The sequence below is a fragment of the Pauljensenia sp. UMB0895 genome (assembly GCF_030218905.1).
GTDB lineage: Bacteria > Actinomycetota > Actinomycetes > Actinomycetales > Actinomycetaceae > Pauljensenia > Pauljensenia turicensis_A.
Genome location: NZ_JASOQR010000013.1, coordinates 1 through 14,420 on the forward strand (window position 1 = coordinate 1; position 14,420 = coordinate 14,420).

General features: G+C 58.0%; 11 protein-coding genes. 7 read left to right on the top strand and 4 right to left on the bottom strand.

What is annotated here, in order from left to right:
- Positions 1-47: 47 nt before the first annotated feature.
- A complete protein-coding gene (locus QP503_RS06180; RefSeq protein ID WP_103633504.1) occupies positions 48-689 on the bottom strand; it encodes a class I SAM-dependent DNA methyltransferase in 642 nt (213 codons plus the stop codon).
- A 201-nt stretch (positions 690-890) separates the two neighbouring features.
- Here QP503_RS06180 and QP503_RS06185 point away from each other — a divergent pair, with 201 nt between their 5' ends.
- Together QP503_RS06185 and QP503_RS06190 are read left to right on the top strand one after the other, a co-directional pair.
- A complete protein-coding gene (locus tag QP503_RS06185) occupies positions 891-1,949 on the top strand; it encodes a 3-isopropylmalate dehydrogenase (protein WP_103633624.1) in 1,059 nt (352 codons plus the stop codon).
- Positions 1,950-2,057: 108 nt separating this feature from the next.
- Positions 2,058-3,206, top strand: coding sequence for a branched-chain amino acid aminotransferase (locus tag QP503_RS06190; protein ID WP_103633505.1), 1,149 nt, complete (start codon positions 2,058-2,060; stop codon positions 3,204-3,206).
- Positions 3,207-3,327: 121 nt separating this feature from the next.
- Here QP503_RS06190 and QP503_RS06195 read toward each other — a convergent pair whose 3' ends face one another.
- A complete protein-coding gene (locus QP503_RS06195; protein ID WP_103633506.1) occupies positions 3,328-4,521 on the bottom strand; it encodes a cobalamin-independent methionine synthase II family protein in 1,194 nt (397 codons plus the stop codon).
- Positions 4,522-4,706: 185 nt separating this feature from the next.
- On the opposite strand from QP503_RS06195, the gene ilvD reads away from it, so the two are divergent.
- From ilvD to lplAB, 3 genes are all read left to right on the top strand, one after another.
- Positions 4,707-6,578: a dihydroxy-acid dehydratase gene (gene ilvD, locus QP503_RS06200; protein WP_103633507.1), complete on the top strand. Its 1,872-nt coding sequence runs from the start codon at positions 4,707-4,709 to the stop codon at positions 6,576-6,578.
- Between the two features lie 124 nt (positions 6,579-6,702).
- Positions 6,703-8,319 carry a citramalate synthase gene (gene cimA, locus QP503_RS06205; protein ID WP_006681790.1) on the top strand — a complete coding sequence of 539 codons (1,617 nt, stop codon included), beginning with the start codon at positions 6,703-6,705 and terminating at the stop codon, positions 8,317-8,319.
- A gap of 61 nt (positions 8,320-8,380) precedes the next feature.
- Positions 8,381-9,430 carry a lipoate-protein ligase LplAB gene (lplAB, locus tag QP503_RS06210; RefSeq protein ID WP_006681789.1) on the top strand — a complete coding sequence of 350 codons (1,050 nt, stop codon included), beginning with the start codon at positions 8,381-8,383 and terminating at the stop codon, positions 9,428-9,430.
- A 179-nt stretch (positions 9,431-9,609) separates the two neighbouring features.
- On the opposite strand, the gene QP503_RS06215 is transcribed toward lplAB, so the two are convergent.
- Positions 9,610-10,305, bottom strand: a complete 696-nt coding sequence (locus tag QP503_RS06215; RefSeq protein ID WP_103633509.1) for a YggS family pyridoxal phosphate-dependent enzyme — start codon at positions 10,303-10,305, stop codon at positions 9,610-9,612.
- Positions 10,306-10,444: 139 nt separating this feature from the next.
- Here QP503_RS06215 and QP503_RS06220 point away from each other — a divergent pair, with 139 nt between their 5' ends.
- Positions 10,445-10,834 (top strand): YccF domain-containing protein, encoded by a 390-nt coding sequence (locus QP503_RS06220; RefSeq protein ID WP_103633510.1) that lies wholly within the window; start codon positions 10,445-10,447, stop codon positions 10,832-10,834.
- A gap of 35 nt (positions 10,835-10,869) precedes the next feature.
- Complete coding sequence (ybaK, locus tag QP503_RS06225; RefSeq protein ID WP_285084384.1) at positions 10,870-11,361, top strand: Cys-tRNA(Pro) deacylase; 492 nt, start codon at positions 10,870-10,872, stop codon at positions 11,359-11,361.
- 202 nt (positions 11,362-11,563) lie between these two features.
- On the opposite strand, the gene QP503_RS06230 is transcribed toward ybaK, so the two are convergent.
- A complete protein-coding gene (locus tag QP503_RS06230; RefSeq protein WP_285101418.1) occupies positions 11,564-14,224 on the bottom strand; it encodes a DEAD/DEAH box helicase in 2,661 nt (886 codons plus the stop codon).
- Between the last annotated feature and the right edge of the window lie 196 nt (positions 14,225-14,420).

Here is a 14,420-nt window from a genome sequence, read left to right on the forward strand (position 1 = left end):
CACCCTCAAGTTGGCCGCCACATGCATATACGAGTGGGGGGAATGAGCTAGCGTCGGGCTACCTGCGCAGTTGCAAGGAATACCGGGTAGTCACGCCCCGACTTCGAAATCGTCATCACCGTGGAGACGAGGATATTCTGGCAGCCACATTCGTGGAGCAACTGCTCAACGAGAGCACGTTCGGTGCCGTGATGAGCCGGAACAATATCTCCGTCAGCATGGTAGGAACCGTCGTCCGCATCCATATCCGCCAGAGCAACCCAGCCACCCGGCCGCGCTCGCTCCACAAGCGCACGGATCACCGAGCGCTGATCCTTCATATGATGCAGAGCCATCAGCGACACAATGACGTCATATTCCTGGGAGGGAACTTCGCTGACCCACTGCTCCGCGTCACAGAACAGGGCATCCATGCGATCATTCAGGCCGGCATCCGCAATGTTGCGGTGAGCAACTTCCAACATTCCCTGAGACGTATCACCCAGACTCACGTGATCGGCATGGGAGGACAGAGCCAGCCCCAGCAGCCCCGTCCCAGAACCGATATCGAGCCAGTGACCTCCCGAAGGGAGTCGTCGCATTATTTCTGAGGCGACGGTGCGTGCGCGTTCCCCGCGTACGGGAGAAGAATCCCACTGCTCCGCGTGGGCATCGAACGGAGAATTGGCCGTAGGAAAAGACGAAAGCATGGGAACAGTGTATAGGAGCCTGTCTAGGGCGTGCTGCCCGCTTGGGGCGTGAGGTGTGGAATGAAGAAGAGAAATGACGGCATCGAAAAGGAAAGGAGCGCGTGGGGAGGAATAGCGCAGGAGGATGTCCGCCTCGTCGGGGAAAGGATCCGCATGGCGGACGTTTCCGCGCACACAGACGCAGCTCAGCACACTGGATGTATGCGCACGATCAAATTGGCCGTGATTCCCGGCGACGGTATCGGTAAAGAGGTTGTTCCCGAAGGCCTGAAGGTTCTGACCAAGGTCCTTGAAGGTTCCGACCTGGAACTTGAAACGACTCAGTTCGATCTGGGCGCTGACCGCTGGCACCGCACCGGTGACACCCTGACCGACGAAGATCTTGAAGCAATCAGGGGAAACGACGTCATCCTTCTGGGTGCTGTTGGTGACCCGTCGGTTCCCTCCGGTGTCCTTGAGCGCGGTCTGTTGCTGAAGCTCCGCTTCGCTCTCGATCACTACGTGAACCTTCGTCCCTCGAAGTACTACGAAGGCGTTGCCTCGCCGCTACGCATTCCCGACAACACAGACTTCGTTGTTGTCCGTGAAGGCACGGAGGGCCTCTACTGTGGCAACGGCGGTGCCGTCCGCGTCGGCACCCCGCACGAGATCGCAACCGAGGTTTCAGTCAACACTGCTTTCGGTGTTGAGCGCGTTGTACGCTACGCGTTTGAAAAGGCCAACGCTCGGCCTCGTAAAAAACTTACTTTGGTGCACAAACACAATGTCCTCGTGAACGCCGGACACCTCTGGCGTCGCACAGTCGAAGCCGTCGGAGCCGAATACCCTGACGTCGCCGTCGACTACTGCCACGTTGACGCGGCCACGATCTACATGGTCACCGACCCGCAACGCTTTGACGTGATCGTCACCGACAACCTGTTCGGCGACATCCTCACCGACGAAGCGGGCGCAGTCACCGGTGGCATCGGCCTGGCCGCATCGGGCAATATCAACCCCGACGGCGCATTCCCGTCGATGTTTGAGCCCGTCCACGGCTCTGCGCCCGACATTGCAGGCCAGGGCAAGGCTGATCCGACTGCAACGATCTCCTCGGTCGCACTGCTGCTTGACCATATTGGCAAGCCGGAACTGGCAGCCAAGGTGGAAGCCGCCATCGAAAAGGACATGGCCGACCGCGCTGCCGCCGATAAGGCAGGCGCTCCGCTGGTTCGCTCCACCTCCGAAATCGGAGACGCGATCTGCGTGGCACTTGCCTGAGCGTATTCTCACCGACTGATGCTCGCCTAGGTTCACATGACGGAACCTTGGCGAGTATCGTCGTATCCACACATATCCTGGACGTAACGCCTACGAAGAGGAGAAATAATGGCGATCCAAGAGCATGTGCCTACTCAGCTGGAATCCTTGGCTGCTCAGCCGATTGGATCCGGTGACGAGCTTGCAGGTCGTTTCCCTCTTACCGTCAACCCGAATCCTGCGTCGCAGGCAGAATACGACGCGGTGATGAATGATCTGACCTTCGGCTGTCAGTTCACCGATCACATGGCCCACATGCGCTGGATCAAGGGTGAAGGTTGGACGGATCGTGGTGTGATTCCTTACGGTCCGCTGGATCTCACGCCGGGTGCTGCGGTTCTGCACTACTCGCAGTCCGTGTTTGAAGGCATCAAGGCGTACCGTCACGATGACGGGTCGATCTGGACCTTCCGCCCGACTTTCAATGCGGCGCGCATCAACCACTCGGCTCGTCGTCTGGCTCTGCCCGAGATGGATCGCGAAGACTTTGTCGCTTCCCTGGTTGACTACGTTCGCGCGGATTCAAAGTGGGTTCCCGAAGGCGATGGCACCAGCCTCTACCTTCGCCCGTTCATGTTCGCCTCCGAGGCATTCGTGGGTGTCCACGCCGCCCAGGTTGTCGACTACTACGTGATCGGCTCGCCGTCCGGCCCGTACTTCAAGTCCGGCCTCACCGGTGTTCCGATCTGGGTCGTGAAGGGCTATCACCGCGCTGGCCCGGGTGGCACGGGTGCCGCGAAGGCGGGTGGCAACTACGCTGCGTCCCTGATGCCGCAGGAAGTCGCTGCTGAAAAGGGCTTCTCGCAGGTCTGCTTCCTGGACACCTACGAGGAAAAGTATCTCGAAGAGCTCGGTGGCATGAACATGTTCGTCGTCATGGCTGACGGCACGATCCGTACGCCCGAACTGTCCGGTGTCATCCTTGAGGGTGGTACGCGTTCTGCAATCTGCCGTATGTTGCGCGAGCAGGGAACCGAGGTTCGTGAAGAAAAGATCGCTCTGGACGAACTGGTTGCGGGCATCCGCTCCGGCGCTGTTTCGGAGATCTTCGCGTGTGGCACGGCCGCCGTCATCACGCCGATTACTCGCCTTGCGAATGATGACTTCGATGTGGAGCTCCCCGTTGGTGAAAAGACGAAGGCTATCCACGCTGAGCTGACCGGTATCCAGATGGGTCACCGTCCGGATCCGTACAACTGGCTCTACCGTCTCGCTTGACTTTCACGTTTTTAACGTAGGGGCCTCGTTGATTTTTATCGACGAGGCCGCCTCCATATACAAGACTGGGCTGTGGGACTGAGTCCCACAGCCCTAAAGCCTTGTGAGGGGCGGAGTTGGATCACTGATCAGCCAGGCGTGCACCTTCAGTCAGTGATTCGAGCTTTGCCCATGCGATCGACGGGTAGACGCGGCCACCCAGGCCGCAGTCGGTCGATGCGACAACGCGTTCCTTGCCGACGATGTCGGTGAACTGGTGGATACGCTGGGCAACCAATTCGGGGTGCTCGACAACGTTTGTGGAGTGAGATACAACGCCCGGGATCAGGTACTTTCCTTCAGGAAGCTCGATGTCCTTCCAGATTGTCCACTCGTGAGCGTGGCGCGCATTCGCTGCCTCGAAGGTCAGGCCATTGGCGTTCACTGCAAGAGCGAGGTCGACGATGTCCTTGAACGGGATGTCCGTGGTGTGCGGGCCGTGCCAGGAACCCCAGCAGACGTGGAAACGGATGAGCTCGGGATCGATACCTGCAAGTGCGTGGTTCAGAGCATCGATACGGACTTGCTGGAAAGCGCGGTACTCCTCGAGTGAAGGGGCAACAGCGAACTGGTCCCAGCCCTCGGCAATATCCGGAGCATCGATCTGAACGGTCAGGCCTGAGTCGGTGATGCGCTTGTATTCCTCGCGAAGAACATCAGCGAGTGCCCACACGACGGCCTCGTCATCTTCATAGAAGGCGTTGGCGACGCGGGCGGCAGAGCCGGGGGAGATAGAGGCGATGAAGCCATCCTTCACGGACTTTCCAACAGCTTCGAGGGCTGCTTTCGTGCCGGCAATATCGGCGTTGACAGCGTCGGTGCCAATGTAGGTGAGTTCCGATGTGATCGTCGGGAAGACAACGGGATTCTTATTCGCAATGTGGATACCGGAATCCGGATCGGAGTAGGCGTCTTGGAAACGTTGCCAGTCTCGGCGCTCTGCGAAGGAAGAGTATGAAATGCGACCTTCGCGGCCTGCCGGAGGACGCACATCGAAACGAGCGGTCTCTTCAGCGGTCAGACCACCGAAACGGGAGAAGGAGTAGGTCCACCATGCGCCGTAGTCGACTGTGTCGAGCATCGCATGACCGTACTCGCCATCGTTAACGACCGAAATGCCGAGCTCAACCTGCTTGGCAATAACCTTGTTTGCTTCTTCCTGAAGAATCAGAGCAAACTCAGCGTCGGAGAGCTCACCCTTTGCGCGCTTCCAGTTCGCGTCGACAAGTTTGGGTGTGCGGGGGAGTGAACCCACATGGGTTGTACGGATAGTCACGTCGGTAATCCTTTCTAGCGACCGCGTCGTGAGTGAAAGATTACGTTTGGGTACGAGGCGTAGGCCGAGGCGTCCATTGGGTAGGCGAATGTGACAAACTGTCTGTTCACTCAATGACCTCGTCGGACGCGCGTCAACCAATCCTCTTAGGCTTAACGCATTACCTAATTACTGGGAGGACGCTCATGAGCAGGCAGCTTCGCTCCGCGACTTCAACGCAGGGCCGCAATATGGCTGGTGCCCGTGCGCTCTGGCGCGCGACGGGTATGAGAGATAGCGACTTCGGGAAGCCGATTATTGCCGTCGTTAACTCGTTCACCGAATTTGTGCCTGGACACGTCCACCTTCGTAACGTTGGCAAGCTTGTCGCTGACGCAATCGTTGAAGCTGGCGGCGTTGCCAAGGAAATGAACACGATTGCCGTCGATGATGGTATTGCGATGGGCCATGGTGGCATGCTCTACTCGCTCCCCAGCCGCGAGGTCATCTCCGACTCCGTTGAATACATGGTGAATGCCCACTGTGCGGACGCCATGGTCTGCATCTCCAACTGTGACAAGATCACGCCCGGCATGTTGATCGCTGCGATGCGCCTCAACATCCCCGTTGTTTTCGTCTCCGGCGGCCCAATGGAAGCTGGCAAGAACATCGATCCGTCCGTGATCATTGGCGACGCGAAGACCGGCCACGGCAACCTCATCACCGTTATGAATGCGACGGCGAACGACGAGGTTTCCGACGATGCGCTGCTCGCCATCGAGAAGCTTGCTTGCCCGACCTGTGGTTCCTGCTCTGGCATGTTCACCGCGAACTCGATGAACTGTCTGACCGAGGCCCTTGGCCTGTCGTTGCCCGGTAACGGTTCAACCCTCGCCACCCAGGTTGCTCGCCGCGACCTGTTCGTGCGCGCAGGCGAAATGATCGTTGACCTCTGCCACCGCTACTACGACGAGGAAGATGATTCCGTCCTGCCTCGCAACATCGCGAACAAGGATGCCTTCCACAACGCGATGACACTGGATATGGCGATGGGAGGATCCTCGAACACCGTCCTGCACCTGCTGGCAGTTGCGCACGAAGGCGGAATTGACTTCGACCTCGAAGACATCGCAGAACTGGGACGCACTGTCCCGTGCCTGTCCAAGGTTGCACCGAACCACAACGACTACCACATGGAAGATGTCCACCGAGCAGGCGGTATTCCGCGCATTCTTGGTGAACTTGACCGTGGTGGGTTCCTCACCCACACCGTCCACACCATCCACTCGCCGTCGCTGGACGAGTGGCTGGGAGCATGGGATCCGAAGTCGCCTACCGTCACCGACGAAGCGATCGAACTTTGGAAGGCTGCGCCTGGAAACGTGCGCACCACCGAACCGTTCTCTACCTCGAATAAGTGGGCTGAACTCGACCTCGATCAGGAAAATGGTTGCGTCCGCGATATCGAGCACGCCTACACCGCAAACGGTGGCCTGACCGTTCTCTTCGGCAACCTTGCCCCCGAAGGCGCCATCATCAAGGCAGCCGGTATTGACCCGTCTCTCTTCCACTTCGAAGGCCGAGCGCGCGTCATGGAATCCCAGGACGAAGCCATCGAAAAGATCCTCGACAAGACCGTCGAAGCTGGCGACGTTGTTGTCATTCGCTACGAGGGGCCCGCAGGGGGGCCGGGCATGCAGGAAATGCTCTACCCGACCTCCTTTATCAAGGGACGAGGCCTCGGTAAAGCCTGCGCCCTCATCACCGACGGTCGTTTCTCCGGCGGCACGTCTGGCATCTCCGTTGGACACATTTCGCCTGAGGCTGCTGACGGTGGTCTGATCGGCCTGATCGAAGACGGTGATCCGATCATCATCGACGTGAACGAGGGTCTTCTGCAGCTCGATGTCCCCGAAGAGGAAATCGAACGCCGTCGCGCCGCTCAGGAAGCACGCGAACACCCGTGGACTCCGCTGAACCGTGACCGCGTTGTCTCACCCGCACTGCAGCTCTACGCCGCAACGGCAATGAGCGCATCGAAGGGCGCAGCGCGCGACGTCTCGCGCGTCCTCCGTTGAACGTTGAATCAGTGGTCGCGGCCTCGTCGATTGTGATGAGGTCCCCCACCCATATCTGAACGGTCAGCCCAACACGACCTGACCAGACCAAAGCGCACACGCGCTGAACTCGAGGGAGCTGGCAATGAGCGAACACGTTGCCCTGTACGACACGACCTTGCGCGACGGAGCCCAACAGGAGGGCATTTCCCTGTCCGTCGCTGACAAGCTCGCAGCACTGCCCATTGTGGACGAGCTGGGCGTCGACTACATCGAAGGCGGATGGCCGGGCGCGATTCCGAAAGATACGCAGTTCTTCCAGCGTGCTCGCGGCATACAGTTGCATCACGCGCGCCTTACAGCCTTTGGTGCCACCACGAAAGCCGGCGTTCGGGCATCCGAGGATCGCCAGGTTGCTGGGCTTGCTGAATCAGGCGCATCGGTCGTCACGCTGGTTGCGAAGTCGGATCCTCGCCATGTGACGCGTGCGCTACGAACAACGCTCGAAGAAAACCTGCGCATGGTGCGTGACACCGTCGAATACCTGACGGGCGAAGGTATCGACGTCATGGTCGATCTGGAGCACTACTTCGACGGGCTCGCATTCGATCCTTCATATGGAATTGAAGTGATGCTCGAGGCCGCGCGCGCTGGAGCCGTCGCAGTTATTCCGTGCGACACGAACGGTGGAAACCTGCCGTCGACTATCGGTGCGCTGACAGCGCGTTCGCGTCAAGCTTTGGATGAGGTCGGGTGCGGTTTAACGGTGCTCGGCATTCACGCTCACAACGACACCGGGTGCGCGGTAGCGAACACCATTGCTGCCGTGGAAGCGGGGGCGCGTCAGGTCCAGGGTACAGTCAACGGCTACGGTGAACGCACCGGTAATGCGAACCTGCTAACGTGTGCGGCGAACCTGCAGATCAAGTGTGGTTTTGATGTGATCCCGGACGATGCGCTCTCGTCGCTGGACTCCGTGTCCCACCGCATTGCGGAGCTCGTGAACATCACGCCGTTCGCGCGCGACCCCTACGTTGGAACCTCGGCATTCGCACACAAGGCTGGCCTGCACGCATCCGCGATCCGCGTCGATCCCGATCTGTACCAGCACATCGATCCCGCCCTGGTAGGGAACGGCATGCGGATGCTGGTATCCGAAATGGCTGGAAAGTCCTCAATCGAGCTGAAGGCTGAGGAACTCGGCATCGACCTGACTGCTCTTCCGAATGCCGCGGGCGTGCTGGCGGCAAAGGTGAAAGAACGCGAAGCTGCCGGCTACACCTACGATGCTGCCGACGCTTCTTTCGAACTGCTGGCGCTGGGCGAACTTGGGCAGATGCCACGCTTCGTCCGCGTCGAGTCCTGGAAGGTGACGACTCAGGAAATCGCTGAAGTCAAGGGCGATCCCTTCGCCGAATCGGAAGCAACCGTCAAGATTCACACGGAACGCCGTCACATTCGAACGGCCGAAGGAAACGGCCCTGTGAATGCTCTCGACCGGGCACTCCGTCACGTGTTGACTCGCGACTATCCGGTGTGCGCGAGCTTCAAGCTCTCTGACTTCAAGGTGCGTATTTTGGACGAGGATCGTGCGGGCACCGACTCCACGATTCGCGTTCTGATTGAAACCACTGACGGACATCGCTCCTGGTCGACCGTTGGTATCGGTACGGATATTATCGAGGCCTCGTGGGAAGCGCTCTTCGACGCCTACATGTGGGGGCTGTTGCATTCGGGCGTGGCGCCACTGTTGCGTGAGTGAACTTCAGCTGAAAACGCTGGCACGATTCGCATTGCGGGGCGTGGCGGAGGACAATTAAGGCATGCATGGAGAGTACAAAGTTCCCGGTGGCAAGCTCGTCGTTGTTGACTGCGACGTGGAAAACGACTCGATAGTGAATGTGCGCCTCTCTGGCGACTTCTTCCTTGACCCCGATGATGCGCTACTGCGTATGACGGGCGCGCTTGAAGGTGCCCCCGCATCACTGTCGGGTGTTGAGATCGCATCGCGCGTTGAAGTTGGCCTGGATCCTGATGATGTTCTCATGGGTGTTACGCCCGCCGCTGTTGGCGTGGCCGTTCGTCGTGCTCTGGGACATGCGCTCTCTTGGGATGACATCGATTTCGAGGTCATTCACGGTCCCGTTGTCGACCCGATGATTAACGTTGCCATGGACGAGACACTGGTCGAAGATGTTGCGGCTGGTCGCCGTAAGCCGTTCATGCGACTCTGGGAATGGAACGGCCCGCAGGTTGTCATCGGTTCCTTCCAGTCCTACCAGAACGAGATCCAGCAGGATGGCGTCGAACGCTACGGCATTACCGTGTCCCGTCGCGTCACCGGCGGCGGCGCTATGTTCATGGAGCCCGGCAACTGCGTCACGTACTCGCTGGTCATTCCGACCGCTCTGGTTGAAGGAATGAGTTTCGAACAGTCATACCCTTTCCTGGACCAGTGGGTCATGGAAGTCCTGGCAAAGCTAGGCGTGAAGGCGAAGTACATTCCGCTGAATGACATTGCGTCCGAAGCGGGCAAGATCGGCGGTGCAGCACAAAAGCGCTGGTCAAACGGCTACATGGTTCACCACGTGACAATGGCCTACGACATCGACGCAGTGAAGATGAACGAGGTTCTGCGCATCGGCATGGAAAAGATCCGCGACAAAGGAACCCGTAGCGCTGTCAAGCGTGTTGACCCGATGCGCTCCCAGATCGGTCTGCCACGCGAGCAGATCCTCGACACCTTCTACGACCATTTCAAGACGAAGTACAACGCTACTGACGGTGAAATCACTGAAGCCGACATCCAGCGTGCGAAGGAACGGTGCGAAACGAAGTTCGCGACCTACGAGTGGGTGCACCGCATTCCGTGATTGGTCAGAGCTGTTCCCCGCGGCTTGTCTCAGTCGCGAGGATGTTGTCAAGAGCCAGTGATTATCGAGAGCTGAGAGACGTACTCAATCCCTCGCAGGAAACTCCGTTCTCCGCCGACTTCTCGAATCAGATCAAGGGTGAGATAGACAGGCGTCATGCTCATGTCCCAGTTTTGCACCTAGCCCAGGTGACGCGCCCCGAAAACGGCGGTGCCGACGCGGACGATTGTTGCGCCTTCAGCGATCGCCCAGTGAAGATCATTCGACATTCCCATCGACAGTTCCAGCTTGCTCATCGCGTACGAGACCTCGATTCGATCTCGGATCTCGCGAAGCAGTGCGTACGCGGAGCGAACATCAGCCTCGACAGGGGAATTCAGCCCAACTGTCATGAAGCCACTGAGCTTCAAGTGTTCTGACCTCACGACTGCCTCAACGACAGAATCAACGCCTGCCGGCTGGCACCCGTGTTTCGTGTCTTCACCGGACACGTTGACCTCGATGAAAACCGGCAGGGAAGTGGAAAGACGCTGGTCGATCTTCGCGGCGAGCGCTACAGAATCGAGGGATTCAATCAGATCGACGCACGCCAACGCTTGATTGATCTTGTTCGATTGCAGTGGTCCGATCAAGTGCACGTGAGAGCCGTCGACGCTACGGATAGCATCGACGGTATCTCGGGCTTCCTGAACGCGATTGTGGCCAAGCAAGATCGGCTGCCCAAGGTCTTTCAACAGCCGTGCCGCTTGCGCGCATTCCTCGGCGGATCGCGTCTTCACGGCAAGCTCGAGCGCAACTTTTTGCGATGCCCCATAGTGGGTGCGCGCAACCTCAATCCGTTCCAACGCGTGCTGAATTCCCGCCTGAATGTTCATAGGTGAATCGTACGGCAGTCCGGCCTCGTACCCCCTGAATAATCCCTGACTTGCTCTGAACAACTGGCTTTCGAAGAGCGCGCCCAACGCGCATGCGAGATAATTGATGCAGCTTCACCAACGACTTCAAGGAGACTTCGTGCGCACGCTGCTCAACATCATTTGGCTACTCTTCGGTGGCATCTGGCTTTGGCTGGGATACCTGCTGGCCGGCATCATCGCGTGCGTTTTCATTGTGACGATCCCGGCTGGCCTGGCGTGCTTCCGTATCGCACAGTACGTGCTCTGGCCGTTCGGACGTAGTGTTGTGCCTCTGCCACATGCGGGCGCGGGGTCGACTCTGATGAACGTCGTCTGGTTCCTGATCGCTGGACTCTGGCTCGCAATGGGGCACGTAGCAACAGCTGCTGCGCAAGCCGTAACGATCGTCGGTATTCCGGTGGCGCTTGCGAATCTGAAGATGATTCCGGTGACGTGCTTCCCGTTCGGAAAGACCGTGGTTTCTGATCCGCGCGCAGTAATCATCTGAGCAGGTGCATCCAAGTGGGGAAAAAGAAAGCGAATGTGAGTTCGCCGTCAGGTCCGACTCGTGCGATTGAAGCATTGAATAAGGCCGGGATTTTCTTCACCTTGCACGAATACGAGCATTCGCCCGAAGCTCGCACGTATGGTGGTGAAACGGTTGAGAAGCTCGGTGTTAATCCGGCGACTGCATTTAAAACGCTGATGGTTAAACTGAATACCGGCGAGTTCGTTGTCGGGATTATCCCGGTTCTTCATCATCTGTCGATGAAGCTGATCGCGAAGGCTGCGGGTGCGAAGAACGCTGAGATGGCGGATCCTGCTGTCGCGCAGCGTCGTACGGGATACGTGGTGGGCGGGATTTCTCCGCTGGGACAGACGACTTCGCACCGTTTATTTGTTGATGAGTCCTGTTTGGACCATGACACGATGATCGTGTCAGGTGGTAGGCGCGGCTATTCGGTGGAGTTGAGCCCGCTGGACTTTATCGATGTGTCAGGCGCCGAATGTGTTCCGCTGACTGCGATCGACTAGGTGAATACAGGCCCGGCGTCTGCTGAGCCGTTAGAGATGAAAACCCTGAAGCAGGCTTGCGATAGGAAACTCTCTCTTTTCTGCTGCCCGAGCAAGCTTCAGATCATTCGTGCAGAAAGTGATCTGAGTATTGGGACTTGTCAGGATCGAAGCTGTTGCAAGGTGAATCGCATCGAGGCTCTTGAGCTTGCCGGTGAACTTCTTAGTGCGGGCCTACGGACAGTAGGGTCAGCGCGACTCCGTCTTGGCGATCGGATTCAACAAGGTCGATCAGGGCGACGAGGTGCCAGTCGCCATCGCCATTCGGATCAAGCAGTGTCTGAGTCGCCAACCAATACGTGTGGTCACCGTCCGCCTCGGCGCCAGCAACCTCAAGATCTGCGGGGGAAGGGTGCTCATTCAATTCGCACAATGAGGCCGACCGGGCTTCCTGATCGATCCCGATCCAGTCATACTCTGCCCAGTAGCGCTCCAACACGTGATCCCAACGTTCTTCATCCCACCCGGAATCGGCGTCCTCGCGCGCCAGAGCCTCAACCGCGTCGCGGCTCATCAGTTCTACACGATGGAACATCGCCTTACGCACTGCCGTACGGAATGCATGCTTGTTCGTCGTAAACGCGATCGTTCCGTCCTCGTCAGCGCCGAACGCAACCTCGTTTCCAACCGTCTGTGTAGCAGAATTCGAGGCCTTGCCTTCAGCCAATGCCTCCCACTCGTCCAACAAGGAGGAGTCAACCGCACGAATCAGGCAAGCCAGCCAATCGATGATCGCCTCGACCTCGTCCGTCATCGCATCATCGGGAATAATCTGCTTCATGCCACGATATGCATCCGTCAAATAACGCAACAGCACGCCCTCGGAACGTCCCACGTCGTAACGGGAAACAAGCTCCGTGAATGTCATCGCGTTCTCAACCATCTCACGGACAACTGACTTTGGAGAAATCTCAAGATTCCCGATCCAAGGATTCGCCTTCACATAGGTTGCGAACGCCGACTCCAACAGATGAGCCAACGGCATCGGCCACGTTACCGATTCCAATGCTTCCATACGTTCGTCATACTCCATGCCCTCGGCCTTCATCGCGGCGACGGCCTCACCCTTGGCTACAGAACGCTGGGCAAAGAGCAGTGGACGAGGATCATCGAGAACCGATTCCACAACGGACAGAACATCAAGCGCATATGACGGCGAGTCAGGATCCAAGAGTTCAATCGCAGCAAGTGCAAACGGCGACAGGGGCTGATTCAATGCAAAATCATCGGGCAAATCAGTTGCCGCACGGAGCCTGGGACGATGTTCCTTCAACGCTTGAGCGGTAGAGACGTGCTCGACTACGCCCGCCTGCAACAACGAGGAGTAGATGTCGCCCAAGCGGCGAAGATGTGGGTTCGAGTCCTGGGAACGGTCATCGTTGCCCACGGCCAGCTCCACCAAATGGGCTCCAGGATCACGCCCTGCAACTTCCGCTCCGGCAAGAACATTCAAGACCATCGAGTGCGTCATTGAGAACTGTGAACGCAACTGTTCGGGCTGCTCTTGCGTCAAACGCGTGAACGTCGCCTTTGTCCACGAGATCGTTCCGTCGCCAGGGCCCTTACTCTTCTTCGCATGCTTCTTCTGGGTGCGCTTCAACTCACGCACGTCGCGAGCCGCTTCCTGGGCCGCACTGAGCTTCGCGCGCTCGCGGGCAGCCTCAATCTCATGCTCAGGAGCAAGAACACGCACATAGCCGACGGTGTCGAAGCCAGCGCGACCTGCACGACCAGCAATTTGATGGAATTCACGTGCTGATAGGTGACGCATCTTGTTGCCATCGAACTTCACCAATGACGTCAACAACACCGTGCGAATGGGCACGTTGATGCCAACACCAAGAGTGTCAGTTCCGCACACGATGGGGAGCAAGCCCTGCTGTGTGAGGCGTTCAACCAGTCGGCGATAGCGGGGGAGCATACCGGCATGGTGAACACCAATTCCCTGGGTGAGTAGAGACCGCAGAGTCTGACCGAATCCCTTCGCAAAGCTCACGGTTGCAAGCTCGGCGTTGATCTTCTTCTTTTGGTCATCGCTGATCAACGTGCGCTTATTAAATGATTGCGCAGTTGAAACGGCATCTTTCTGAGAAAAATGCACGATGTAGACCGGCCAGCGGCCCTCGTTGAACAGGCGCTCGACCGTGTCATCCAAACGATCGACAACATATTCAAATTCAAGAGGAACCGGGCGCTTCGCATTATCAATCAACGCGACCTCGCGTCCGGTGCGTTCCTGCCACGTACGACGGAAGAACGCGGTGTCACCAAGTGTCGCAGACATCGCGACAAACTGAGGTTTCGTGAGCTCCAGCAGGGGAATCTGCCATGCTGATCCTCGCTGCGGATCCCCGTAATAGTGGAACTCATCCATCACGATCATGTCCGCATCCAAGGATGGGCCTTCACGCAGAGACTGATTCGCCAAGATTTCAGCCGTGCAGCAGATAATCGGCGCCAGAGGATTGAGGGACACGTCGCCCGTCACCATGCCAACGTTCTGCGCACCAAAAAGTGCGACCAGATCGAAGAACTTCTCTGAAACAAGAGCCTTCAGAGGTGCTGTGTAATACGAGCGCCCACCATTCGCCATCGACACGAAGTGCGCGGCCAACGCGATCATCGACTTGCCCGACCCAGTTGGGGTTGCAGCAATAATGTGCTTCCCGTCGAGGAGCTCAAGGAACGACTCTTCCTGATGCGGATACAGTGGCCTGCCCGTTGAGGCCGCCCACGAAGTAAACGCTTCGTAGAGCGCATCAGGATCCTTCAACAGGCCATCGTCTTCCAACTGGTCCAGAAGTTCATTCAAGCTCGCTGTCATGGTCCCATTGTCCCAGAAAGACGACTGCCCCCAAACGCTGGTTATTAAATGTTTGGATAGAAGGGACAGGCGATGTGAGCCTGTGAATAACTGCCTGTTTAAGGAAACGCGTTCAACGATGAGCCTCGTACCCCGACCGCCAACTGGAAGTGCACCCAAGTGGTCACGTTGTGGATCGAAAAACGGGGAAAGCAGA

What these genes read in the sequence shown, in the direction of transcription:
- QP503_RS06180 (WP_103633504.1), bottom strand. Translation starts at nt 689, where the DNA reads ATGCTTTCGTCTTTTCCTACGGCCAATTCTCCGTTCGATGCCCACGCG.
- QP503_RS06190 (WP_103633505.1), top strand. Translation starts at nt 2,058, where the DNA reads ATGGCGATCCAAGAGCATGTGCCTACTCAGCTGGAATCCTTGGCTGCT.
- QP503_RS06215 (WP_103633509.1), bottom strand. Translation starts at nt 10,305, where the DNA reads ATGAACATTCAGGCGGGAATTCAGCACGCGTTGGAACGGATTGAGGTT.
- lplAB (WP_006681789.1), top strand. Translation starts at nt 8,381, where the DNA reads ATGCATGGAGAGTACAAAGTTCCCGGTGGCAAGCTCGTCGTTGTTGAC.
- cimA (WP_006681790.1), top strand. Translation starts at nt 6,703, where the DNA reads ATGAGCGAACACGTTGCCCTGTACGACACGACCTTGCGCGACGGAGCC.
- QP503_RS06185 (WP_103633624.1), top strand. Translation starts at nt 891, where the DNA reads ATGCGCACGATCAAATTGGCCGTGATTCCCGGCGACGGTATCGGTAAA.
- QP503_RS06230 (WP_285101418.1), bottom strand. Translation starts at nt 14,224, where the DNA reads ATGACAGCGAGCTTGAATGAACTTCTGGACCAGTTGGAAGACGATGGC.
- ilvD (WP_103633507.1), top strand. Translation starts at nt 4,707, where the DNA reads ATGAGCAGGCAGCTTCGCTCCGCGACTTCAACGCAGGGCCGCAATATG.